Source organism: Desulfosarcina alkanivorans, from assembly GCF_009688945.1.
GTDB lineage: Bacteria > Desulfobacterota > Desulfobacteria > Desulfobacterales > Desulfosarcinaceae > Desulfosarcina > Desulfosarcina alkanivorans.
The window spans coordinates 4,454,210-4,477,757 of record NZ_AP021874.1; the positions used below are offsets into that span (position 1 = coordinate 4,454,210).

General features: G+C 60.8%; 19 protein-coding genes. 10 read left to right on the forward strand and 9 right to left on the reverse strand.

Annotation, left to right across the window (positions count from 1 at the left end):
• Nucleotides 1-248 precede the first annotated feature (248 nt).
• From DSCA_RS19480 to DSCA_RS19510, 7 genes are all read left to right on the forward strand, one after another.
• Nucleotides 249-677, forward strand: coding sequence for a hypothetical protein (locus DSCA_RS19480; RefSeq protein WP_155318013.1), 429 nt, complete (start codon nucleotides 249-251; stop codon nucleotides 675-677).
• 30 nt (nucleotides 678-707) lie between these two features.
• Nucleotides 708-1,676 (forward strand): TAXI family TRAP transporter solute-binding subunit, encoded by a 969-nt coding sequence (locus DSCA_RS19485; RefSeq protein ID WP_155318014.1) that lies wholly within the window; start codon nucleotides 708-710, stop codon nucleotides 1,674-1,676.
• A 7-nt stretch (nucleotides 1,677-1,683) separates the two neighbouring features.
• The gene (locus DSCA_RS19490; protein ID WP_155318015.1) at nucleotides 1,684-2,241 is read left to right on the forward strand and encodes a DUF1850 domain-containing protein; all 558 of its coding nucleotides are present in this window, start codon (nucleotides 1,684-1,686) and stop codon (nucleotides 2,239-2,241) included.
• Nucleotides 2,242-2,413: 172 nt separating this feature from the next.
• Complete coding sequence (locus tag DSCA_RS19495; RefSeq protein WP_155318016.1) at nucleotides 2,414-4,393, forward strand: TRAP transporter permease; 1,980 nt, start codon at nucleotides 2,414-2,416, stop codon at nucleotides 4,391-4,393.
• A 171-nt stretch (nucleotides 4,394-4,564) separates the two neighbouring features.
• Nucleotides 4,565-5,968, forward strand: a complete 1,404-nt coding sequence (locus DSCA_RS19500; RefSeq protein WP_155318017.1) for an amidophosphoribosyltransferase — start codon at nucleotides 4,565-4,567, stop codon at nucleotides 5,966-5,968.
• A gap of 101 nt (nucleotides 5,969-6,069) precedes the next feature.
• The gene (locus tag DSCA_RS19505) at nucleotides 6,070-6,708 is read left to right on the forward strand and encodes a TetR/AcrR family transcriptional regulator (protein WP_155318018.1); all 639 of its coding nucleotides are present in this window, start codon (nucleotides 6,070-6,072) and stop codon (nucleotides 6,706-6,708) included.
• A 25-nt stretch (nucleotides 6,709-6,733) separates the two neighbouring features.
• Complete coding sequence (locus tag DSCA_RS19510; protein ID WP_155318019.1) at nucleotides 6,734-7,792, forward strand: 4Fe-4S binding protein; 1,059 nt, start codon at nucleotides 6,734-6,736, stop codon at nucleotides 7,790-7,792.
• A gap of 99 nt (nucleotides 7,793-7,891) precedes the next feature.
• Here DSCA_RS19510 and DSCA_RS19515 read toward each other — a convergent pair whose 3' ends face one another.
• Together DSCA_RS19515 and DSCA_RS19520 are read right to left on the reverse strand one after the other, a co-directional pair.
• Nucleotides 7,892-8,866, reverse strand: a complete 975-nt coding sequence (locus DSCA_RS19515; protein ID WP_155318020.1) for an NAD(P)H-dependent flavin oxidoreductase — start codon at nucleotides 8,864-8,866, stop codon at nucleotides 7,892-7,894.
• A 163-nt stretch (nucleotides 8,867-9,029) separates the two neighbouring features.
• Entirely contained in the window at nucleotides 9,030-11,279 is a 2,250-nt protein-coding gene (locus tag DSCA_RS19520; protein WP_155318021.1) for a molybdopterin-containing oxidoreductase family protein, read from the reverse strand.
• 254 nt (nucleotides 11,280-11,533) lie between these two features.
• Between DSCA_RS19520 and DSCA_RS19525 the strand changes: the two genes are divergently transcribed.
• From DSCA_RS19525 to DSCA_RS19535, 3 genes are all read left to right on the forward strand, one after another.
• Complete coding sequence (locus DSCA_RS19525) at nucleotides 11,534-12,565, forward strand: GlxA family transcriptional regulator (protein WP_155318022.1); 1,032 nt, start codon at nucleotides 11,534-11,536, stop codon at nucleotides 12,563-12,565.
• Nucleotides 12,566-12,664: 99 nt separating this feature from the next.
• Nucleotides 12,665-13,066, forward strand: a complete 402-nt coding sequence (locus DSCA_RS19530; RefSeq protein ID WP_155318023.1) for a QcrA and Rieske domain-containing protein — start codon at nucleotides 12,665-12,667, stop codon at nucleotides 13,064-13,066.
• 176 nt (nucleotides 13,067-13,242) lie between these two features.
• A complete protein-coding gene (locus DSCA_RS19535; protein WP_155318024.1) occupies nucleotides 13,243-14,352 on the forward strand; it encodes an NADH:flavin oxidoreductase in 1,110 nt (369 codons plus the stop codon).
• Nucleotides 14,353-14,413: 61 nt separating this feature from the next.
• On the opposite strand, the gene DSCA_RS19540 is transcribed toward DSCA_RS19535, so the two are convergent.
• From DSCA_RS19540 to DSCA_RS19570, 7 genes are all read right to left on the reverse strand, one after another.
• Nucleotides 14,414-15,691, reverse strand: coding sequence for an amidohydrolase family protein (locus DSCA_RS19540; protein WP_155318025.1), 1,278 nt, complete (start codon nucleotides 15,689-15,691; stop codon nucleotides 14,414-14,416).
• Nucleotides 15,691-16,632 carry an ABC transporter permease gene (locus DSCA_RS19545; protein ID WP_155318026.1) on the reverse strand — a complete coding sequence of 314 codons (942 nt, stop codon included), beginning with the start codon at nucleotides 16,630-16,632 and terminating at the stop codon, nucleotides 15,691-15,693. The genes DSCA_RS19540 and DSCA_RS19545 overlap by 1 nt, the downstream gene beginning before the upstream one ends.
• Nucleotides 16,625-17,692, reverse strand: a complete 1,068-nt coding sequence (locus DSCA_RS19550) for an ABC transporter permease (protein ID WP_155318027.1) — start codon at nucleotides 17,690-17,692, stop codon at nucleotides 16,625-16,627. Before DSCA_RS19550 ends, DSCA_RS19545 begins: the two co-directional genes overlap by 8 nt.
• Nucleotides 17,689-19,206, reverse strand: a complete 1,518-nt coding sequence (locus DSCA_RS19555; RefSeq protein ID WP_197904631.1) for an ABC transporter ATP-binding protein — start codon at nucleotides 19,204-19,206, stop codon at nucleotides 17,689-17,691. The genes DSCA_RS19550 and DSCA_RS19555 overlap by 4 nt, the downstream gene beginning before the upstream one ends.
• A gap of 291 nt (nucleotides 19,207-19,497) precedes the next feature.
• On the reverse strand, nucleotides 19,498-20,505 hold the full coding sequence (locus DSCA_RS19560) for a BMP family protein (RefSeq protein WP_197904632.1): 1,008 nt from the start codon (nucleotides 20,503-20,505) through the stop codon (nucleotides 19,498-19,500).
• 1,352 nt (nucleotides 20,506-21,857) lie between these two features.
• Nucleotides 21,858-22,331, reverse strand: coding sequence for a DUF4411 family protein (locus DSCA_RS19565; protein ID WP_155318029.1), 474 nt, complete (start codon nucleotides 22,329-22,331; stop codon nucleotides 21,858-21,860).
• Entirely contained in the window at nucleotides 22,331-23,548 is a 1,218-nt protein-coding gene (locus DSCA_RS19570; RefSeq protein WP_155318030.1) for an XRE family transcriptional regulator, read from the reverse strand. The genes DSCA_RS19565 and DSCA_RS19570 overlap by 1 nt, the downstream gene beginning before the upstream one ends.

The window sequence follows — 23,548 nt, forward strand, 5'->3', positions numbered from 1 at the left end:
CCTGTTCAGGTTGGATCTTACGCACTGGAATCATTTATCTCCGCCCGCTGACAGTTGACAAAAAAAACCGCCTGTGGTCTTTTTGATTATCGCTCAACCGGGTCTGCACACCTCTTTTCACCACCCGGTTAAAGTCACCTTCGCGTGGTAATCAGCACTTTTTCAGCACGATCGTAAACATGCGCCTTCGCGGGCATTGAAAATAAGCTTTAGGTTTTCACCCGACAACCTGCAAGGAGGAATGAACCATGAAGCGATTTCAGCACGTTGTAAGATTCCTGGGGATCATCACCGTCCTGGCATGCCTGGTTTGTGTGGGATGCGCCGGCCCCAAACCCAAACCCGGAGAAGTCTTCCCCTGCGCGGCCGACAGCAAGATCGAGACATCCATCGCACCGGAAGCCGAGCTGGCGGACTTCTCATGTGTCCTTAAAAAATGGGAGGGCAGCGACACCCTGCACTACAATGTGAGCCTCAAGAATGTCAGCGACCGGCCGCAGCGTTACCGGGTCAACATTTTTTTGGACAACGGCAAAGCCGTCGGTGGCCTGATTCCCCGTAAAACAGCCAAGGGGCTGGTTCAGCCCGGAGAGACCGCCTCGTTCGTCTACCCGGTGAAAGATATGGACCGCGGGCCCGAATCGGTCACACTGATGGTCAAAACCATGAGTCAATAGAACCTGACAAGCAACCAGGAGGTCTTCGATATGAAACGCATCAGCATCGCAATCGTGTTTATCTTCATCGCCGGTCTGCTTGCATCGCCAGCCCTGGCCAGAACCACTTTCATCAGCATCGGCACCGGCGGCACCGGTGGCATCTATTATCCCTATGGCGGCGGCGTGGCCGAAATCTGGTCCAAGCATGTCAAAGGGGTCAAGGCCGTGGCTGAAGTCACCGGCGCCAGCGTGGAAAACGTCAAACTGGCCCACAAGGGCGAAACGGTCATCGGCGAAGTCATGGGCGACGTGGCCGTGGCCGGGTTCAACGGCCTGAGCAAATTCAAGGGCAAAAAGCATGCGATTCTGTCCATGGCCATCATGTACCCCAACCTGCTGCAGATCGTGGGATTGAAAAGCACCGGCGTCACCGACATCATGGGGGTGAAGGGCCGCAGCATCAGTACCGGAAGCCCGGGCAGCGGCACCAACTTCATGGCCGAAGCCGTGCTCAAGTCCCTGGGGATCGACAAAGGCACTTACAAGGACAGCCGGCTCTCCTTTACCGAAAGCGCCAACGCCCTGCGGGACGGCACCATCGATGTGGGCGTCTGGTCGGTCGGCCCCGGCACCAGCTCCATCCTGGACCTGGCAACGACCCACGAGATCACCATGATCGGGTTCACCCCCGAGCAGACCGAACGGATACTGGCGGCCAACAAGACCTATTCGTCGGTGGAACTGGCCGGCGGCGTCTACCGCGGTATCGATCAGTCCGTCGCGACCATCGGTGTCTGGAACGTGATGATCTGCCAGGCCTCCCTGGACGAGGACATGGTCTACCGGCTGGTCAAGGCGCTTTTCGAGAACAACGACTACCTGCAGAAAATTCACCCGTCGGCGGCCTACACCACGCCTGAAAATGCGGTGAAATACTCACCGATCCCCCTCCACCCGGGAACGATCCGGTACCTGGAGGAAAAAGGCCTCGCCGTGCCCGACAAGCTGCGGCCGTAAGTCCAGGATGACCACCCGTCCGGCCAGGCGTTTCTCCATTGCCGTGATCCTGCTGTTGCTGGTGGTCGTATCCAGCACCCTGCATGTTGCCGGGGGGCTGGAGCTTCACGTGACGCCGGTAAAGGGGGATGCACCGCTGCTGGTGCTGCCCCTTGAAGCCGGTGAACCCTTTACGATTCACTACTTTCATTCGGTGGAAAACGCTCCGATCTGGGAAATGCACAGCCTGGACCCGTCGGGGCGGATTTTCATCGAGGAGGAGCGCTACCTGAAGTTCGGGGCGGGCATGGGCAAAATGCCCGGCGTGGGCCGCATGGTTACCCGGGGACCCTACGAGGTGATCGAAGACATGCACATGCCGGTCGGCGATTTTGTCCTTCGCATCGGCAGTCCCGGCGTCGATCATACGGTGGTCTGGCGCGGCACCCGGACCAACCTGAGCGCGCTGGCGCCCCACGTGGCGGTTCAGTTTTCGGCCACCCCCGTGTCCTGGCCCTATCGGGCCTGGCGACGGGTGTTCCCCCATACAGCAACACCGGAAAAGCCGGTGAACCGTGACCGGTGATCAGTGCTCGGAAAACACATTCTCCGCCGAACACCGTTCACGGATCACTGGTCACTGACAACATACGCTCAACCACAAAAGGAAAATGGCGATCCAGGACTGGCAGACCGTGAATGGAAAACACACCCCCAACTGTTCACTGCGCCCTGATCACGGATCACCGAAAAAGCCCATGCCCGACACCGATCCAACCCAGACCGATACCCCACAAACCCTGTTAGCCGCCACCACGGCGAAGATCGTCATGGTGGTCGCGGTCAGCCTGAGTCTCTACCAGCTCTACACCGCCGGCATTGCCACCCTGACGGCCCTGGTCCAGCGATCCATCCACCTGGGGGCCATTCTGGTGCTGACCTTTCTGCTCAAGCCGCCCTTTGCATCCGCCCGCAAGGACCGCTTGAATCTCTGGACCGTCCTGGACTGGCTGCTGGTGGCCGCATCGATTGCCTGCACGGCCTATATCTGCATCAACCTGACGGAAATTTTCGAGCGCCAGGGCGACTGGCTGGCCGCCGACCGGGCGGTGAGCATCGTCGGCACCCTGCTGGTGCTGGAGGCCTGCCGTCGGGTCATCGGCGGAATCATGACCGGCATCTGTCTGGTCGCCATGCTGTATGCCTATTTCGGCCCCTGGATGCCGGAACTGATCATTCACAAGGGCTACTCCATCGAGCGCATCACCACCACCCTGTGGCTGACCACGGAAGGGATCTTCGGCCTGCCCATCGGCGTGGCCGCAACCTTTGTCTTCGTCTTCGTCCTCTTCGGCGCCTTCCTGGAATCCACCGGCGGCGGCAATTTTTTCATCGAACTGGCCTACGCCCTTACCGGCCGCTTTTCCGGCGGTCCGGCCAAAACCTCGGTGGTGGCCTCGGGCTTCATGGGCTCGGTCTCCGGATCTGCCGTGGGCAACGTGGTGGCCACCGGATCGTTTACCATCCCAATGATGAAAAAGGTCGGCTACCGGCCCCACGTGGCCGGGGCCATCGAGGCGGCCGCATCCACCGGCGGGCAGCTCATGCCCCCCATCATGGGCGCCGGGGCCTTTCTGATGGCCGAATTCACCAACACCAGCTACCTGACCATCATCAAGGTGGCCCTGATGCCGGCCGTCATGTATTACGTGACCGTGCTCTTTTTCGTACATTACGAGGCCAAAAAATTCGGTCTGGAAGGCCAGCCCAGGGAGAGCCTGCCCCGTGTGGGCCGGGTGGTCAGGGAGGGGCTGCACTTCATCATTCCCGTCCTGATCCTGATCTACGTGCTGGTCAACAACTACTCGCCCATGATGGCCGGCTTCGTGGCGGTGGTCAGCACGGTGGCGGCCAGCCTGGCCGCCAATGCGGTACGGTGGCGCGTGGCCCCGACGCCGTCGGCGGAGGGCAGAGCCCGTGCGACGGCATCGGCATTTGCCGCGGGCGAAATCATGAGCATCGTCAGAGCCCTGGAAAAGGGGGCCAAGAGCGCCATCATGGTATCGGTGGCCTGCGCTGCGGCCGGCATCATCGTCGGCATGGTGACGCTTACCGGCATGGGGTTGAAATTTTCCAGCCTGGTACTGGAACTGAGCTACGGCATCAAGGTCCTGGCCATCCTGCTCATCGGCGCCGCCTCACTGGTATTGGGCATGGGCCTTCCGGTCACCGCCAGTTACATCGTTCTGGCCACCCTGGCCGGACCGGCCCTGCTGGACATGGGCGTTCCGCTGATGGTCAGCCACATGATCGTTTTCTGGTATTCCCAGGACGCCAACGTGACGCCGCCGGTCAGCCTGGCCAGTTTCGCCGGGGCCGGGGTGGCCGGCGCCAACCCCATGCGCACGGCCTTCACCTCCTGGAAGCTGGCCAAAGGACTCTACATCATCCCCATCATCATGGCCTACCGGCCCCTGCTGGGCATGGGACCCGGTTATGAACTGCTGCACTGGCAGGTGGGCCTGACCGTGGTCACCACCCTTCTGGGGCTGATCGCCTTCGCCTCGGCCATCGAGCGCTATTTTATCCGCCGGGCGACCTGGCCGGAAACCATCCTGTTCTGGATCGCCGCCGCCGGCCTGTTCTGGCCCCAGTACTGGGCCGACGGTATCGGCCTGGCTGCCTTTGCCGCCGTATTCGCCATGCAGAAATGGACCCGACCCGGCATGGGTGAATAGCGCCGGGGAACATTGCCCTTGCTTTTCGGCCCGGCTTCATTTACCTCCAGCTATTGAGAGTCATTGCGTTCAGCCTTCCAGGCTTTATAAACCGGGTACCAGGCAACGGCTTCCGACACACCATGGTTCTTCTGCATGGCGGGGGCCTGACCGATTTGAAAGGGACGTCACATGGGCGGATTGTTTGGGGTTGCATCGGCATCGGACTGCGTTTCCGACCTTTTCTACGGAACCGACTATCATTCTCACCTGGGCACCCGTCGGGGCGGCATGGCCGTGTGCAACGGCAAGGGCATCCAGCGGGCCATCCACAATATCGAAAACAGCTATTTCCGAACCAAATTCGAGGCCGAACTGAACCATTTCCACGGCCGCTTCGGCATCGGCGTGATCAGCGATACCGATCCCCAACCCCTGATCGTGGGGTCCCACATGGGCACCTTTGGCATCGTCACCGTGGGCAAGATCAACAACCAGGCGGATCTCGTCAAGCGGGCCTTCCGGCGAAAAAGCTACTTTTCCGACACCACCGCCGGTGAGGTCCACCCCACCGAAGTGGTGGCCATGCTGATCTGCGAGGCCGACAATCTTGTCGAAGGCATTAAAAACGCACAGGATGCCATCCAGGGTTCCTGCTCGATGCTGCTGCTCACCGAAGCGGGTATCTTCGCCGCCCGCGACCGGCTGGGGCGGACGCCCCTGACCATCGGCTGCCGGGACGGCGCCTATGCCGTCAGCTCGGAAACCTGCGCCTTTCCCAACCTGGGCTACGAGGTGGACCACTGCCTGGGGCCGGGCGAGGTGATCCAGGTCAGCCCCGACGGCTGGACGCAGCAATCGCCCCCCGGCCAGCGGATGCAGGTCTGCGCCTTCCTGTGGGTGTATTACGGATACCCGGCGTCGGAATACGAAGGCATCAACGTGGAGGACGTGCGCAACCGCTGCGGCGCAGCCCTGGCGCGTGACGACGATGTGGCGGTGGATTTCGTGGGCGGCATCCCCGATTCGGGCATCGGCCACGGCATCGGCTATGCCAACCAGCGCCGATTGCCCTACCGGCGACCCTTCGTCAAATACACCCCCACCTGGCCGCGCAGCTTCATGCCCCAGAATCAGGGGATGCGCGACCTGGTGGCCCGCATGAAACTGATCCCCGTGCGCCAGCTCATCGACGGCCGGCGCATCCTTTTCTGCGAAGATTCCATCGTACGAGGCACCCAGCTGCGCGACAACGTGCAGATCCTGTTCGAATACGGCGCCAGGGAGGTGCACATGCGCCCGGCCTGCCCCTGCCTGATCCATCCCTGTGAATTTCTCAATTTCTCATCATCACGGTCAACCCTGGATCTGGCGGGCCGCAAGGCAATCCAGACCCTCGAAGGGGCCGAAGACCGGCACCTGGACGAATACGCCCGCCACGGCTCGGAAAAGAACCTGGCCATGATCGACCGGATCCGTGAAAAGCTGCACCTGACCTCATTGAAATACCAGCGTCTCGACGATCTGGTCGAGGCCATCGGGCTACCCGGGGAACAGTTGTGCACGCACTGCTGGGATGGCACCAGTTATACCTAAAGGATTCAAGAGAAGAACCGGCTCTTGCCCCCTCGAATCCTCGAACCCTTTTCTTTTTCTTTCCATTGACTAATTATACCGATTGGTATAGTCAGCTCGGCATGAAACCCGCTGCGACGCCCCGCGCCCAAAAAACCCGACAGTTCATCATTGAGACCGCCGCCCCCATCTTCAACAAAAAGGGGTATGCCGGCACATCCATGTCCGACCTCACTGAGGCCACGGGCCTGACCAAGGGCAGCATTTACGGCAATTTCAAGGACAAGAACGACGTGGCCGTCAACGCGTTCCAGCATAACCTCGACCTGATCTTCGACTTCTTCACCAAGGAGCTCGAAACGGCCGGTTCGACCCTGGACAAGCTGCTGGCCTACCCGCGCGGCTTCCGCAAGATCTACCCCATGATCCTGGCCTACGGCGGCTGTCCCATTCTCAACACCGGCGTGGAGGCCGACGACACCCACGCCGTGCTTCGCAGGATGGCCGTGGACGTCCTGGCCAGATGGAAGCGGAGCATCGTCGTCCTGATCGACAAGGGCATGGAACAAGGCTGCATCGATCCGTCAACGGATGCGCCATCGACCGCCGAGATCCTCATTTCCCTGATGGAGGGCGGCAGCGTTCTGTCCAAGGTGACCGGCGAGGCCTCTTACATGCACAATGCCGTCGATACTGCCGAAAGGATGATCGAAGCGATGCGACGCATCCCGCAAAACGACAATATACCAAACGGTATATAAAATGAACTGCCAAAGGAGACGAGCGATGACCGATGTCTATGAAAAACTGGCCCAGCACCTGGACAACCTGCCCGCAGGCTACCCGCGCACCGAATCAGGCGTTGAGATGCGCATCCTCAAACGCCTGTTCTCCCCCGAAGAGGCCCTCATCGCAACCACCCTGACCATGATGCCCGAGCCGGTGGCCGGTATCGCCGCCCGAGTGGACACCGATGAAGCGCAGTTGGCGGCCTCCCTGGAGGCGATGGCCCAAAAAGGGCTGATTTTTCGCATCTCAAAAAAAGACAATACCCTTTACAGCGCCGCCCAGTTTGTCATCGGCATCTGGGAATATCATGTCAACAGCCTGGATGAAGATCTGATCCGGGATGTCAACGAGTACATGCCCGCCCTGATGAAAAAGGCCTGGCTGGGCACCAAGACCAAGCAATTGCGCGTGGTGCCGGTGGCCAGAAGCGTATCGGCCGAAATGGCGGTCATGCCCTTCGAGGCGGCAGAAGAGATCATCAACAGACAATCCAAAATCGTGGTGACGAACTGCATCTGCCGCAAGGAGCAGAAGATGATCGGCAAGGGCTGTGATAAACCCATGGAAGTGTGCCTGTCCTTTGGTGCCGGCGCCTACTACTACGAAAAGAACGGGCTCGGACGCGAAATCGACAAACAGGAGGCCCTGGAAATCGTTAAAAAAGGCGTCGATGCCGGCCTGGTGCTGCAGCCGGGCAATCAGCAGAAAGCCATGAACATCTGCATGTGCTGTGGATGCTGCTGCGGGGTGCTGAAGAACCTGAAAACCCTGGACAAACCGGCCCGGCTGGTCCACACCAACTACTACGCACAGGTGGATGAAGCGGCCTGCACCGCCTGCGAAGCCTGCGTGGAGCGCTGCCAGATGGATGCCATCGCCGTCGACGACACGGCCCGGGTGGACCTGGATCGCTGCATCGGATGCGGCCTGTGTGTCACCGACTGCCCCACCGAGGCCATGCAGCTGAAGCAGAAAGAGGCGGACAGCCACTACGTGCCCCCGAAAAATGTATTCGAAACCTATATGAACATCGCCCAGGAACGGGGCTTGATGTAGATCCATCTGCAGGGGCGCGGCGCACCGTGCCCCTGTTTCGTGTCCGTCCGGATCATGCGTGCAAGGCCATATCGTGCGACCGGCCGGTCCATCGCATTTTTAACCCAGCAGATCCTCCAGGCGCTTCCTGATGATGCCCTCGGCATCAGCCATGATGCTGTCGAGCAGCGCCTGACAGGTGGGGATGTCGTGGATCAGGCCGGCCACCATGCCGCAGGACCAGACGCCGGCATCGACCTGGCCTTCCGTCATCACCCTGGGATAGACGCCCACCACCTCTTCGATGATATCCTCGAACTGAAGCTCGCTGCCCATGGAGACCTCTTTCTCCAGCAGGCGCTCGACGGCCGCGTTGTTGAGTACCCGCTCCGTGTTGCGCAGCGGCCGCATCACCAGGCGCGTGTCCAGCTCGGTGGCCGCCACGATGGCCTGCTTCACGTTGTCGTGCACCGGCGCCTCAACGGTGGCGATGAAGCGGGTGCCCATGTTGATGCCGTCGGCGCCCAACGCCAGGGACGCCACCAGGCTGCGGGCGTCGGCCATGCCGCCGGAAGCCACAAAGGGAATCTTCAATTCTTCGGCCGCCCGGGGCAGCAGGATCATGTTGGGGATGTCGTCCTCGCCCGGGTGGCCGCCGCACTCGAACCCATCCACGGAGGCCGCGTCGCAGCCGATGGCTTCGGCTTTCAACGCATGCCGGACCGAGGTGCATTTGTGGATCACCCTGACCCCGGCATCCTTCAGCGCCGGCATGACCGGTTCGGGGCTGCGGCCGGCGGTCTCCACGATCCTGACCCCGCCTTCAATGATCGCAGCCACGTAGCCCGGATAGTCGACGGCATGGACCGTGGGCAGAAAGGTCAGGTTGACCCCGAAGGGTCTGTCGGTCATTTCCCGGCAGCGGGCGATCTCCCTGGCCAGGTCCGCGGGCGTCTTCTGGGTCAGGGCCGTGATGATGCCCAGCCCCCCGGCATTGGAAACGGCCGCGGCCAGTTCGGCGAAAGACACATAATGCATGCCGCCCTGGATGATGGGGTGCCGGATGCCGAACAACTCGGTGATGCGGGTTTTCATATTCTTCTCCTTCGCAATGATGATGACTGCATATCAGTGTTCGTTCAGAAGTCTGCATATTGGGTCGAGATCAAGGCCCACGATAAATTTACCCGCAGGCATCTCGTTGATCGTCCGAGGAGTAAATATCAGGCGCAACGCAGATATAGGGCAAACTGGCCATTTATGAATGGACACGGACCGGCTCAACCCGGCACGGCACGAACCGGTGCAGGGGCGTACCGATGGGGTCCCGGTGGGTGTTCCGGGTCAGGTGGTTGGCGTTGATCCCGTATACGCTGCCCGCGTAATTCAATCCGAACCCATGGGGCACCAGCACCATACCGTCGCGGACCTGGTCGCTGACCTCCAGTTCGCCGACGGCGCTGCCCGCGGCGGTGGTGACGTTCACGTCCTGACCGTCGGTGAGGTCCATGGCGGCGGCATCGGCCGGGCTCATGGCGACCGTGCAGGCCCGCTTGCCTTCGTTCCACGCCGGATTGCGCATCAAGGTGTTGATATTGTACTTCATGTGCCGCCCGGCGTTGAGTATCAGGGGAAATTCGGCCGGCATGGCCAGGTCGGCGGCTTCCTTCTCCGGAGTCAGTCCCAGAACGCCTTCCTCCAGCTCCTCGATGAACACCTCGATCCTGCCCGAGGGCGTCTTGATGCCGTCCATGGGGTTGTCCGCATCGGCTTTGCCCACCCAGAGTCCCTGGGGGGTGTCCAGCAGGGCCTGGAAGATGCGGTCGCCCTGGTCGATGCCCGGCGCGAAGCCGGCCCGGGCCGCGTTCTTGCGAAAGGCCTTGGGCGCCGTCATGAGCAGTCCCCACAGCCCGGCCTTGGCGGCGCTGTCCCAGGCCCGGCCCAGGGTCTGGGCCAGCACGAAAGGCATGCGCGGCAGGGCCTCGGGAACCTGGCCCGCATATTCCATCAGCCGGGCGCCGAAGGTCAGGCGGTCGCCCCGGGCGGCCGCATGCAGGTCCTCGGCAATCTCGGGAATCAATCCCAGACGGTCGGCCAGGCGGGTGAAGATCTGGGAGGCTTCCAGGCACTCGCCCGGCGGATCCACCACCGGCCGGCGCAGCTGGAAGAAGACCTCCGGGTAGGTCCACGGAAAAAAGGTCGCGTCCCAGGATTCGTAGAAGGTGCGGCAGGGCAGCACATAGTGGGCCCGCCGGGCCGTCTCGCTCATGGCGATGTCGTTGACCACCAAAAGATCCAGTTCGCCGAAGGCCTTTTCCAACGCCTGGGAATCGGGCCAGGAGCGCAGGGGGTTGCAGGCGCTGACCATCACCGCCCGCAGCCGTTCGGGGCGGTCGTTCAGGATTTCTTCCGGAATCACGGCCGGCGGGAAGGAGCCGGCCGCCGCCGGGGGCATATGGGTGGCCACGGTTCGCCAGGTCTTCTCGCTGCGCTCATCGGCGTGAAACCCCATGGGCATGACCATGCCGGGGATGATGTTGCCGCCCCGCACGCCGAACCGTCCGCAAACCGCCTCCAGGATACAGGTCAGATAGGAGTTGAGGGTGCTGTGGCGGCCCATGTAAATGCCCAGGTCGGTGTGCAGACACCAGCGTTTGGCAGTCATCAGCCGGCAGAGCGCGCGCACCTGTCCGGCATCGACCCGGCAGACGTCCAGGGCGCCGCCCACATCGAAATTCTCGAACCAGGGCCGGATGCGGTCCCAGCCGTCCACATGCGCATCCAGGCAGGCCTGATCCTGCCAGCCCTCCTGAACGATCAGCGCGGTCATGGCCCTGGCCAGCAGGGCGTCGGTGCCCGGCCGCACGGCCAGGTGGATGTCGGCGATGGCGGCGGTCTCGCTGCGCCGCGGGTCCACGGATACCAGGATCCGCTCGGGATCCCCGGCAAAACCCTTGAGGACCAGGGGCGCCCGCGGCATCTGGTGGCTCTGCATGCCGTTCCATCCCCAGGCCACCATCATCTCGGCGGCATGTTCGTCGGGGATGGCCACGTTGTACTGCTTGCCCAGCATGCGGCCGAACACCCACCAGGAACCGCTGAATTCCTGGCCGGCCGAGGAGTAGAAATACTGGGATCCCAGGGCCCGCAGCAGGGTCAGACCGAAACCGGCCTCCATGTGTCCGCCCTGGGCGCTGCCGCCCATGTAGGCCAGGCAGCGGGGACCGTGTTCGTCCAGCAGGGCCTGCAGCCGGCTGGCGATTTCGTCCATGGCCTGCTCCCAGGAAATCGCTTCGAACTCATCGCCCACCCGTTTGAGGGGGTGGGTCAGCCGGTCGGCGGGATACTGGTGGTAGATCACGTTGAGGCCCTTGCGGCAGGCGTAGCCCCGGCTGCGCGGGTTGGCCTTGTCCGGCCGCACCCTGACCATGCGGCCTTGCTCCACAAGCACTTCCAGTCCGCAGTTCTGGGCGCACAATACGCATCCGGTCTTGAGCCATTGTCCCATGATCCCCCCTTTGACAGGTCCGTCGGAGTGCATTTGATAGTAGCGTATTGACACCCTATCTCTTGCCATGACAATTGAAAAGTGGCATAAGTGACAAAATTCATGCAAAAAATGCCATAAGCGTTCAACAGGGCACCGCATCTGCCTTGTTCCCGGGTGCTTGAATTAGGACCGGGCCGTCTTCGCACCCGGCAAACACGTACCGAACGGCAAGTTGCCACCTGCGACCCTGTGATCAAATCCAAAAGGTCATTATGCCCAAATTCAGCTTCTGGATGTCCGAAGGCGCCCTTTTTTCCAGTGTCTCCATGCTCGTCGACGCCTTTGCCATTGCCAACCTCTGGCAGCGGTCTCTTGAAGAGAACGAATCGACCCCGCTCTTTGAGACGGAAATCCTGACCACAGACGGTGCACCGGTGACGGCCCTGGGCAACATCCCGGTCATGCCCCACGGGGCGATCGACGAGAAGGCGCCCACCGACTGCCTGGTGATCGCCCCCACGCTGCCCAACGTCACCCCCATGTCCGCCAACCTGGACCGCCTGGCACGATGGATCGACGCACTGCGCCGCGATGCGGTGCCCATCGCCACGGTGTGCACCGGCACCTTCATCCTCGCCGAACTGGGCCTGCTGGACGGCAAAACCGCCACCACCAACTGGAAGTACGCCCGCATGTTCCAAAAACACTATCCCAAGGTGAAGCTGAACGTCCAGTACATACTGACCGAAGACGACGGCATCCTGTGCACCGGGGCGGCCACGGCCGTCTACCATCTGTCCCTGCACCTGATCCGGCGGTTCGGTTCCAGCCGCCTGGCCGCCACCTGCTCCAAAGCCCTGCTGGTGGACCCCAACCGCAGCAGCCAGGCCCCCTACGTCCAGTCTGCCCCCATGAGAAATCATGGCGACGCCCAGGTCCTGAGAGCCCAGCAAATGATCGAAGAGAATTATGCCGCCATCGACACCGTGGATACCATCGCCCGGGAGGTGGGCATCAGTCCCCGCCATTTCAAGCGGCGCTTCAAGTCCGCAACCGGAGATCTGCCCCTGAAATACCTCCAGCGGATCCGCATCGACGCAGCCAAAGAGAAATTGGAAACCACGCACGAGACCATCGAGGCGATCACCTGGGCGGTGGGATACCGGGATGTCAGCTCCTTCTGCCGCCTGTTCAAGCAGCACACCGCAATCTCACCCCGGGCCTACCGGGAGAAGTTCTTTTCCCCATCGTTGCATAACACCATTCGAAAATCATTGCTGCGGTTTGAAAGCCTTGATAAATGATTATAATCTTTATCCATTGAGGACTGGACCACAAGTGAATCCATGGGAAACAACGATTTTCTCATGTTGTCCCCCCAACGTTGCAAAAGGGAGCATCCAATGAAATTTCTGAAGCGTATCTTCGGGATCTGCGAAACCCCGCTGCCGGTCAACGCCGACGCCTGGACGGTGGAAAGCGGATCCGTTCGCATCGACCTGGCCCGCATGTCCGAGCTAACACCGACCGGCAGCGGCGTGCGCCTGGAGGGCAGCGGCCTCGATCCCCGGCTGCTGGTATTCCACGGCGACGACGACCGGTATTATGCCGTGGCCAACCGCTGCACCCACATGGGCCGCCGCATCGACACCATCGCCGGCAGCGGCACCATCCAGTGCTGCAGCGTCTCGAAATCGACCTTCACCTACGACGGCAGTCCGGTGGGCGGAGCGGCGAAAACGCCGTTGAAAACCTATCCGGTGGAACTGGAGGGAGAGACGCTGACGATCCAATTGAATCCCTAACGGAAAGGATCCAAGGGGTCCGGGATTCGAGGGGTCACGTGACTGGAGGATGAATGGTGCGCGCTTGGCCCCTCGACCCCTTGACGCCTGGAATCCTTTTCACTCGTTTCCGCAATCACATTGAACCCGTTGCAGCCCAATAAATGCATTTAAAACAACATTGTAAGGAGTATGAAATGCCCACCTCCCCCCTTTTCGAAGCCACCACCATCAACGGCCTGACCCTGTCCAACCGGTTCGTCCGCTCGGCCACCTGGGAGGGCATGGCCACCGAAGACGGCCGTGTGACCCCCAAACTCATCGACACCATGACGGCCCTGGCCCAGGGCGGCGTGGGCCTGATCGTCTCCGGCCACGCCTATGTCGATAGAATCGGCCAGGCCAGCCCATGGCAGATGGGCATTTACGACGACAGCCTGATCGAGGGCCTGCAAGCCATGACCGCCGCCGTACACAACGCCGGCGGCCGGATCGTGGCCCAGCTGGCCCACGCCGGCCACTTCGGCCTGGAAAAGGCCATCGGCGCGCCGCCGGTGGTGGCCTCTGTTTTCGACGGACTGGCCGAAACCCCGCGCAGCGAACTGACCATCGGCGCCATCGACGAATTGAAGGCGGCCTATGTCGCCGCCGCCCGCCGGGCCCGGGCCGCCGGATTCGACGGCATCCAGCTGCACAGCGCCCACGGCTACCTGCTCAGCCAGTTTCTCTCGCCCTGGTTCAACCGGCGGACCGACGCCTACGGCGGAACGGTGGACAACCGGGTGCGCCTCCACGTGGCGATCATCACGGCCATCCGCCAGGCCGTGGGCGGGGATTTTCCCATGCTGGTGAAAATGAACTGCGAGGATTTCGCCGACGGCGGCCTGACGGTTGCGGAGAGCATCGAGGCGGCCCGGCAGATGGAGGCGGCGGGGCTGGACGCCGTGGAACTGAGCGGCGGCCTGCTCACCGGCGGCAAGCTCTCCCCCAGCCGCCCCAACATCAACAAGCCGGAAAAAGAGGCCTATTTCCAGGAAGCCGCCCGGGCGTTCAAACAGGCCCTGGACGTGCCCCTGATCCTGGTGGGCGGCATCCGCTCGCCGGCGGTGGCCAAACGCCTGCTGGAAGAAAAAAGCGCCGATTATTTCGCCATGTCCCGGCCGTTGATCCGTGAACCGGACCTGGTCAACCGCTGGCGGTCGGGCGACCGCAGCCCGGCCCGCTGCCTGTCGGACAACCTGTGCTTCCGGCCGGGGATGACCGGGGATGGGATCTATTGTGTCACCGAGAAAAGAGAAAAGAAATAGGCCAAAACGTCCCAGTTCGGCCAAATGCCTTCATCGGGCATTTGGCCGCTGGCTTTTCTCTCTATGAGTTGTGCAAAAAATCCACTTCCACCGGCCCGTCTTCCAGTTCCACCCGGCTGACCACCGGCGGCGTGCCGGCAACCACCCTTCCCCCGCGGATCACGTGCAGCCGCGCCGGTTTGAGGCGCAGGGCCTCGTGCACGCTCCTGGCCTGGAGAATCACCAGGTCGGCCCGGCAGCCGCGCTCCAGGCCGTATCCCTCGAGCCCCAGCGCCCTGGCGCCGTTGACCGTCACCGCATCGAACATCTGCCGGATCTGGTCGGTGCCGGTCATCTGGGCCACGTGCAGCCCCATGTGGGCCACCTCCAGCATGTCGTGGGAGCCGAAGCTGTACCACGGGTCCATGACGCAGTCGTGGCCGAAGGCCACGTTGACGCCCGCCGCCATAAGCTCCTTGACCCGCGTCATGCCCCGGCGTTTGGGGTAGGTGTCGTGGCGGCCCTGCAGGGTGATGTTGATCAGCGGGTTGGCCACGGCATGGATATGGGCCTCGGCCATCAGGGGCAGCAGTTTGGAGACGTAGTAGTTGTCCATGGAGTGCATGGAGGTGAGATGGGAGCCGGTCACCCGGCCCTCCAGCCCCAGGCGCTGCGTGTGAAAGGTCAGGGTCTCGATGTGCCGCGACCAGGGGTCGTCGCTCTCGTCGCAGTGCATGTCCACCATCAGCCCGCGGTCCGCGGCCAGTTCGCACAGCAGCCGGACCGATTCGGCCCCCTGGCCCATGGTGCGCTCGAAGTGGGGGATGCCGCCGATCACGTCCACGCCCATGTCCAGGGCGCGCTTCAGATTCTCCATGGCGCCGGGGCTGCGCAGCACCCCGTCCTGGGGAAAGGCCACCAGCTGCAGGTCGATGTAGGGCCTGAACCGTTCGCGCACCGCCAGCAGGGCCTCCACGGCCAGCAGCCGGCGGTCGCACACGTCCACATGGCTGCGGATGGCCAGGGTGCCCCGGGCGATGGCCCAGCGGCACAGCTTCTCGGCACGGTCCCGGATCGCCTCGACGGTCAGGCTGGGCTTCAGTTCGCCCCACAGCGCGATGCCCTCCAGCAGCGTGCCGCTCCGGTTGACCCGCGGCAGGCCGTAGCTCAGGGCGGCGTCCATGTGAAAATGGCTGTCCACGAAGGGCGGGCTGACCAGGTATCCAGCGGCATCGATCTCCCTGTCCGCCGCGGCGTCCATGGCCCGGTCCAGCGCATCGATCCGTCCATTTCGAACGGCGATATCCATGCCGGTCCGGCCGTCGGGCAGGCTGGCGTTGCGAACGATCAGGTCGAGCATCAGCGTTCCTCCTTTCTGAAGGGCACCAGCAGGGCCGCCGGCGCCCTGGCGCTTCTGGACACCAGGGCCATGCCCACGATGGTCAGCACGAAAGGCATCATCAGAAACACCTGGTAGGGCAGGTTGATGGTGCTGGCCTGCAGCCTGAGCTGCAGGGCGTCGATGAAGGCGAACAGCAGGGCGCCGGCCATGCTTTTCCAGGGATTCCACTGGCCGAAAACCACCAGGGCGATGCACACCCAGCCGCGGCCGGAGATGACCCCGAAGGTATAGGCGTTGTACTGGGCCATGCTGAGAAAGGCGCCGGCCAGGCCCATGAGGGCCCCGGACAGGACCAGGGCCTGGTAGCGTACGGCCATGACACTGACCCCGGCGGTAAAGGCGGCGTGGGGATTTTCGCCCACGGTGCGCAGGTTCAGCCCCCAGGCGGTGCGCCGCAGCACCCAGGCCGCCGCCGGCACCAGGGCAAAGGCGATATAGACCAGGGAAAAGTGCTGGAAGAGCACCGGCCCGACCACGGGAATGGCGGACAGGCCGGGGATGGCCACGGGTTTGAAGGCCGTGATTTTGGGAATGGAGGAGGGCTGGCCGAAGATGAGGCGATAGAAGAAGAAAGAGAGCCCCGAACACAGCAGGGTGACGCCGATGCCCGACACATGCTGGCTCAGGCCCAGGCTCACCGTCAGCAGGCCCATGAGCAGGCCGGCCAGCACGCCGGTGGCCATGGCCGCCAGCACTCCCAGCCACAGGCTGCCGGAAAAATAGGTGGCCGAGAAGCCGGTCATGGCGGCCAGCATCATGATGCCCTCGATGCCCAGGTTCAAAATGCCGGCCCGTTCGGCGAACAGCTCCCCCAGGGTGGCGAACACCAGCGGGGTGGCGATGCGGATCAGGGCGGCGAAAAAGCCGACCTGGAACAGCTGAGATAAAATTTCATCCATGGGAAAACCGTCGTATCCTCAGGCGGTAACGGGTGAACAGCAGCGCCACCAGCATGGCAATCAGGGCCGTGCCCTGCATCACGTCGGCCAGGAACACCGGAACCCCGGTGGCCCGGGACATGGCCTCGGCCCCGGTGATGATCACGGCGAAGAAAAAGGCCGCCGGAACCACCCCCAGCGGGTTGAGCCGGGCCAGCATGGCGATGACTATGCCGGTATAGCCGTACCCCGGGCTGAGCCCGGCCATGACCTGGAAATGCAGCCCGGCCACCTCGCCCACCCCGGCCAGTCCGGCCAGGGCCCCGGAAACCACCGCCGTGAGCAGGATCACCCGGGTCACGCTGAAGCCGGCATAGCGGGCGGCCACCGGGTTTTCCCCCACCGCCTGGAGACCGAACCCCAGGGTGGTCCGCTTCATCAGCAGCCACGTGCCCCCGGCGGCGATCACGGCCAGCAGGACCCCCAGGTGAAGCCGCGTGGCCCGCAAAAGGATGGGAAACTCCGCGTCCATGCGGATATCGGGCGAATCGGGGTAGCCGCTGAGCGGGTCCTTCCAGGGCCCGTCCAGCAGGGCCATCATGCCATAGAAAATGATGAAATTGAGCAGCAGGGAGGTGACCACGTCATCCACCTGGAAGCGCGATTTCAGCACGGCGGGAATCATGGCCCACAGGGCGCCGGCGGCCGCACCGGCCAGAATCATGGACGGGCACAGGGACCAGGCCGGCAGGGACGCCCTGGCGCCGACAAAGGCCGCCGCCATGGCACCGGCCAGCAGCTGCCCCTCGGCCCCGATGTTCCAGAAGCGGGCCCTGAAGGCCACGGCCACGGCCAGCCCCGTGAAGACCAGGGGCGTCGCCTTGACGGCGGTTTCCACCAGGTTGAAGCGGGTGCTCAGGGCGCTGAGAAACAGCTTGGAATAGGCCGTGAACACATTGGCGCCGGCCAGCAGGATCAGCCCGCTGCACAGCACCAGGGTGGCCCCCACGGCCAGCAGCGGCAGGGTCACGTTGAGCCACACCGGGGTCTGCTCCCGGCTCTCCAGGGTCAGTCCGATCATGCCGCCTCCCGTACGCCGGCCATCAGCAGGCCCACCCGTTCCACGCTGGCCGCTTCGATGGGGATCACCTCCATGATCCGGCCTTCGAACATCACGGCAATGCGGTCGCACAGCAGAAAGAGTTCATCCAGATCCTCGCTGATCACCAGCACGCCGCTTCCTTTGAGCCGCAGTTGAAGGAACTGGCCATGGACGAAGCCGGCCGCGGAGACATCCAGCCCCCGGGTGGGCTGGGCCGCCAGCAGGACCCGCGGGTTCCAGGCCAGTTCCCGAGCCAGCAGGGCCTTTTGCAGGTTGCCGCCGGAAAGCGTACCGGCGCGGATGCCGCTGCGGGCGGCCTTGATGCCGAACTGGTGGATCCGGTTGCGGGCAAAGCGCCGGATGGCGCCCGGCTTGAGAAAACCGAACCGGCTGAAGCGCCGCTCACGGATGCGGGGCAGGACGATATTGGCGCTCAGGGGCAAGGTGGTGATCAGCCCGGTGCCCATGCGGTCTTCGGGAATCCGGCCGATGCCCAGCCGCTGCACATTCTGCGGCGAGAGGGGATTGACGGGGGTTCCGTCGATCTTCACCCGGCCCGCGGCCGGGGTCAGGACACCGGCAAGGATATCGGCCAGTTCGCGCTGCCCGTTGCCGGAGACCCCGGCCACCCCGACGATCTCGCCGGCATGGACCTTCAGGCGGATTCCCTTGAGTCCCATGCGTGAACCGCCGTTGGTGGAGATGCCGTCCAGTTCGAGCACGACCGGGCCGCGCGCCACGGGCCGCTTTTCCGGGGGACTGACCGTGCGGCCGCACATCAGTTCGGCCAGCTGGCGTTTGCTGGTGTGCGCATCGTTGTCGACGGCGGCGGCCACCCGTCCCTGGCGCAGGATCACCACCCGGGTGGTGATTGTGCGCACCTCGTGCAGTTTGTGGCTGATGAAAATCACCCCCATGCCGTTGTCGGCCATGGATCTCAGGGCCCCGAAAAGCCCCCGGGCCTCCTGGGGCGTCAGGGCCGCCGTGGGTTCGTCCAGAATCAGGATGCGTGCGCCGCGGACCAGGGCCTTGATGATTTCCAGCCGCTGCTGCTGGCCCACGGTCAGGTCGCCGGCAAGGGCGAACGGGTCGAGATGCAGTCCGTAGCGCCCCTTGATCTCGTCCATCCGGTCCAGGATTTTTTTGCGTTTGCGCCGCCACCGGCCCCCGGACTGACCGACCATGAGGTTTTCCAGCACCGAGTGGGAGGGCACCAGGTGATAGTGCTGGTGCACCATGCCCACCCCCAGGGCCAGGGCGTCGGCCGAACTGCGGACGACCGCCGGCCGGCCGTCGATACGAATGGTGCCTTCATCCGCGTCGTAGGCGCCGAAAAGAATGTTCATCAGGGTCGTCTTGCCGGCGCCGTTTTCCCCCAGCAGCCCGACGATCTCTCCGGCGGACAGGGTCAGGTCGATGCCGTCGTTGGCCGTGACGGAACCGAAGCGCTTGGTGATGCCGCGCATTTCCAGCAGCGGCGGTTGATCGTGCATGGGGCTTCCCATTTCGTTTCCATACTTGTACTCACCGCAGAGGTGCTGAGGACGCAGAGGCAAGACACAGAGGATTGTTTTTCTCTGCGAACGCTGCGCCTCTGCGGTTAATAGTCGAAAGATGCCGTTTCTGGGTGGATATTTACCAGAAGCTGATCTTAAAAATTGGATTCCGGCTCAAGATCAAGGCGGATCCACGCTTCGAACCGCAGGCATACGTGAAGTATGTCGAGGATTCGAAGCGTGGATCCAACGCCGATATTGGGCTGGAAGATTTTTTTAAGGCAGCTTCTAATTGGATTTGGGTATGGATTCATCAATATCCACCCGAAACGTCCCGTCCAGAATCTCCTGGGTGCGCTTTTCAATCAGCGTTTTAACCTCCGCCGGCAGCTTCGTTTCGAATTTATGATACGGCGCCAGATAGGAGCCGCCCTTGGACATGTAGGAAAACCCGCCGAAGTCCTGGGCGGTGTAAACGCCGGCCTTGACCAGGCTGATGGCCTGCTTCACCGTGGGCCACATGTCCCACACCGGGCCGGTGATCACCGTATCCGGACCCAGGCTGGACTGGTCGGACATGTTGGAAATGGCCAGAACGCCCTTTTCGACGGCCGCCTCGACCACCCCGAAGCGCTCGGCATAGATCACGTCCACACCGGCTTCGATCTGTGCCAGGGCGGCTTCCTTGGCCTTGGGCGGATCGAAGAAGGAACCGATGAAGGAGAATTTGCACGTCACGTCCTTGTTGACCTCCTTGGCCCCGGCGTAAAACGCGTTGGAGAGCCGGTTGACCTCGGGGATGGGCATGGCCGCCACCACGCCGATGGTATTGGTCCTGGTCATCTTTCCGGCGATCATGCCGCACAGGTAGGCCGGTTCATGGATCCAGTTGTCGAACACACCGAAGTTGGGTTCCGCCGGGCCGATGCCCGACCCGAACACGAAGGCCACGTCCGGATAGTCGCGGGCCACCCGGCGGGCGATCCGTTCGGCGCCGAAGGCGTCACCGGTGACCAGCTGGTAGCCCTTTTCGGCGTATTCACGCATGACGCGGGCGAAATCGGCCGACTTGACGCTTTCGGAATAGTCGTAGACGATGCCCAGCTCTTTTTTGGCCTTGACCAGGGCCACGTGGATCTGGTTGACCCAGGGCTCCTCGATGGGGGTCTCGAACACCGCCGCCACTTTCAGCGGTTCGGCAGCCACGGCCACCGGCGCAACGCCGATGGTCATCGCCACGACCAGAAACAACACGGACAACCCGAAACCGCTTACCCCCCCGTTGAATCGCTTCATTCCATTTCCTTTCATGTTCAATGTGTATGTAAGCCATTATGGACATGCATTGGCTGCGTCTCTCAGACCGCAGTAAACCTCTGCAAGCGCGTTGCCAGTGTATCGGACGATTGTTAAGTGCCGGGTATCAGGAGCGTTTTGAATAGTTCGGACCGGTCACGGCGATAAAAACGCAGAAACGTCGGAACAGAACTTTCGGTTTTGTCGATCTATACAACAATTTTGTCTGGAATTGGAGAGGAAAAAGATTAAAGTGAGGGCTTGCGATACCTGAGGAAGGTGACGTAAATATCGGACACGACTGCGACGGGGGATGGATGGACTGCCCCTGGCCGTCAACGCTACCCGCGCGGCCCCACTTCGCGCCGCCAGCTACCATGTGCTCACCCGGATGCTCCCCGTAACCATCACGCAGAAAAACCGTCTCCCTATGGGGTCAGCCGACAAGCGGATAGCCACGTTACCGCCTTTTCTCGTTGTCCTCATGCTGTAAATCCCACCTTTTCGGTCATTTATCTGAATAATTCTTTGATTCGCAGTATCAAGGAAGGTTCAGCCGAGAGACCGGCGTGTTTCCATTCAAAGTCGGAATGGTAAGGAGAGGAGTTGTAGTGCGATTTGAGGGTGTTTTCTCTGAGAATGGTGAACCGGATGAGGCCGAAAGTCAAGGGTAGATGCTCGTCAGGATTGGAGCGACCAGCAGCAGTGATATATTATTGATAGAACGACGACCGCCGGTCGTACTTAAGATAGTACGTGCGCGTGTTCCATTAGATGCACTGGCGAGGGCCTACGGGGGAAACGGCTACGTCACGTAAAAAGGATACCGGTTCACATTTTTGGGTCTGAAATGAAAGCCTTTAAGCGTGTATGGTGAGAATAATAACGGTTTTATATTATTGACATTACGTGGCTTTTAGTGTAGTAAGCTTAACCGAAAAGTCGGTTGTACTCGATTCCCGATGCTCACGTAAGTGAGTGCTTGGTGGCTCCTGAGGAAGACTGTAGGCAATGTAACTTTTCTGAAACTGAAAAGGAGGTAAAGCCTATGGTCAAAATAATGAATGGTCTCAAAAAGGGCATCATCAAATCGTCGTTCGTTATTATCGTTATAATGTCAATTTTTCACATTGGCATTGCCTACATTCATTCTCGGGATTCGGGTAGAGCCGACCTTTCTACTTATATTCTAGATTCCCACCCACCCACTTCTTTCCTTAACTCAAAAGGTGGCAAAGGGTCCCAAGCAAGAGAGCCAGTATCCCTTGATGGTTCAGTGTTCGTGGGCTTCCTGACTCTCAGTACTACTGAGATGCGGTAGCTATACTTCACGGAAGGCTCTGAAGGACCGTCTAAAAATGGATACCTTCAGTTCTAAGCATCTCAAGAAATGTAGTGTGCCTTATATTCAAATCTCGGCACACATTCGGAATCTTGGGGCGTTTCGCGTTGTTTCCTACTGGAACCTCACCAGTAACAACAATAGCACCACGAGCCTTAGCTAATGCTATGGCATATGGATCAGCCCATATTCCGTCATGGCTTTGGTCTGGGAGAAAGGAGGGCCAACGATTCACAATGTCTGCTACCACCAACTCCATATCAGCGTCGAAGGGTTGAAATATTGTTTCATTGTTCTTAGCCCAATCGTATAGCCTGTCACCACCTCTCTCAAGCTCAAGCAGCACTTCCTCAGGAGAAATTATTTGGCCTAAGAATGCCAGTTCATCCATTTTTGACCACACACTTGGAAAAACATCAGGAGGGTAGTCCCTTCTCCAAGCGTGTATGAAGGCACTGGTATCTATTGAATAGGTGCTCGACATCAATAACCGATCCCCAACTCATGACCTATTGTCCTGATGTGCTTTTGTTTCACATTCCCAAGGTGCTTTGAGAAATCCCTTGCAGATAGTACGTTGTTGTAATAGGCGTTGAACAATAGATGGGTAAAGGCTTTCCCGCTATCCCTTAGCGCTTTTCTATGAGGTGCAAGGAATCCTTTTGCTTTCTTCATTCGCTTATACTGGTCTAAGTATTGCCCCCTTTTCATCCTGTAGAATCGTTCAGTAGTGAGACCCAGCGACAACAATCGCCTAAGTATAACTTCGCGGCCCACAGTGAATCGTTTGGCAAGCAAACTGAGGTCTCTATCTTCCCATTCCTCAGTGTTGTTGACGCGCACTTGTTCTTGCGCCTGTAGTGAAAAGGACGGGACCAAAATTTCACCAGCAATCTGATTAAAAAATGGTTCAATGTAGTTATAGCCTTCATGGTTGTTGTGAAGGTCGCAGAGTCCACCCTCGTTTGCAGCAATATGGGCAAACTCATGAAGGACGGTGAATATCCTTCCAAGCGGACTGTCAGAACCATTGATAGCGATTACAGGGACAGGCCGTTCGCTAAGTGCAAACCCACGGACTTCAGTTGTTGATACACCGCTGAACTGGAAAACCATGACACCCTTAGCCTCAAGCGCCTCAATCCATCCGCGAAGACCTTCATATTTGTCAGACCAACCCATTTGCGTTTCAAGAGAAACGGACAGGTAGTCCCTCAGCTTATTCGCGATGATTGTTGTTCCTTCAGTTTTCTGGATAGATAGGTCAACGTCGGGAGGCGTGTGCCCCAACTGTTCGTATAGCTGGATAGCTGTTTCTTTTTTGGATCGAGCAATTTGGATTTGAGACAGCAACTCAGGCGATTTCTCTATGAATGCATCTGGTAGCCTTCGAAAGTCAGGAATCTCAGGAGGAAGGGGGGGTGGAGTCTCTAAATAAAAAAATGCCGCGGGCTTATGATATACCTTACCAATCTTACGTAGTTGTATCACTGTTGGTAAGGCGTCACCGTTCTCCCAAGCATCCAGCCTTTCAGGTGTTGTTCCTATCTTTCTTGCAGCGTTAACGGGTACAAGTCCAGCAACCCTTCTGGACCAGACAAGTATCTCTGGATTTATGTTAACCCGTGTTGTCATAGCATGTATCTGAAGCGAACTTTTTGAGCGGTTTTGGGCTTGTCTCCTAACATAATTAGCTCCCAT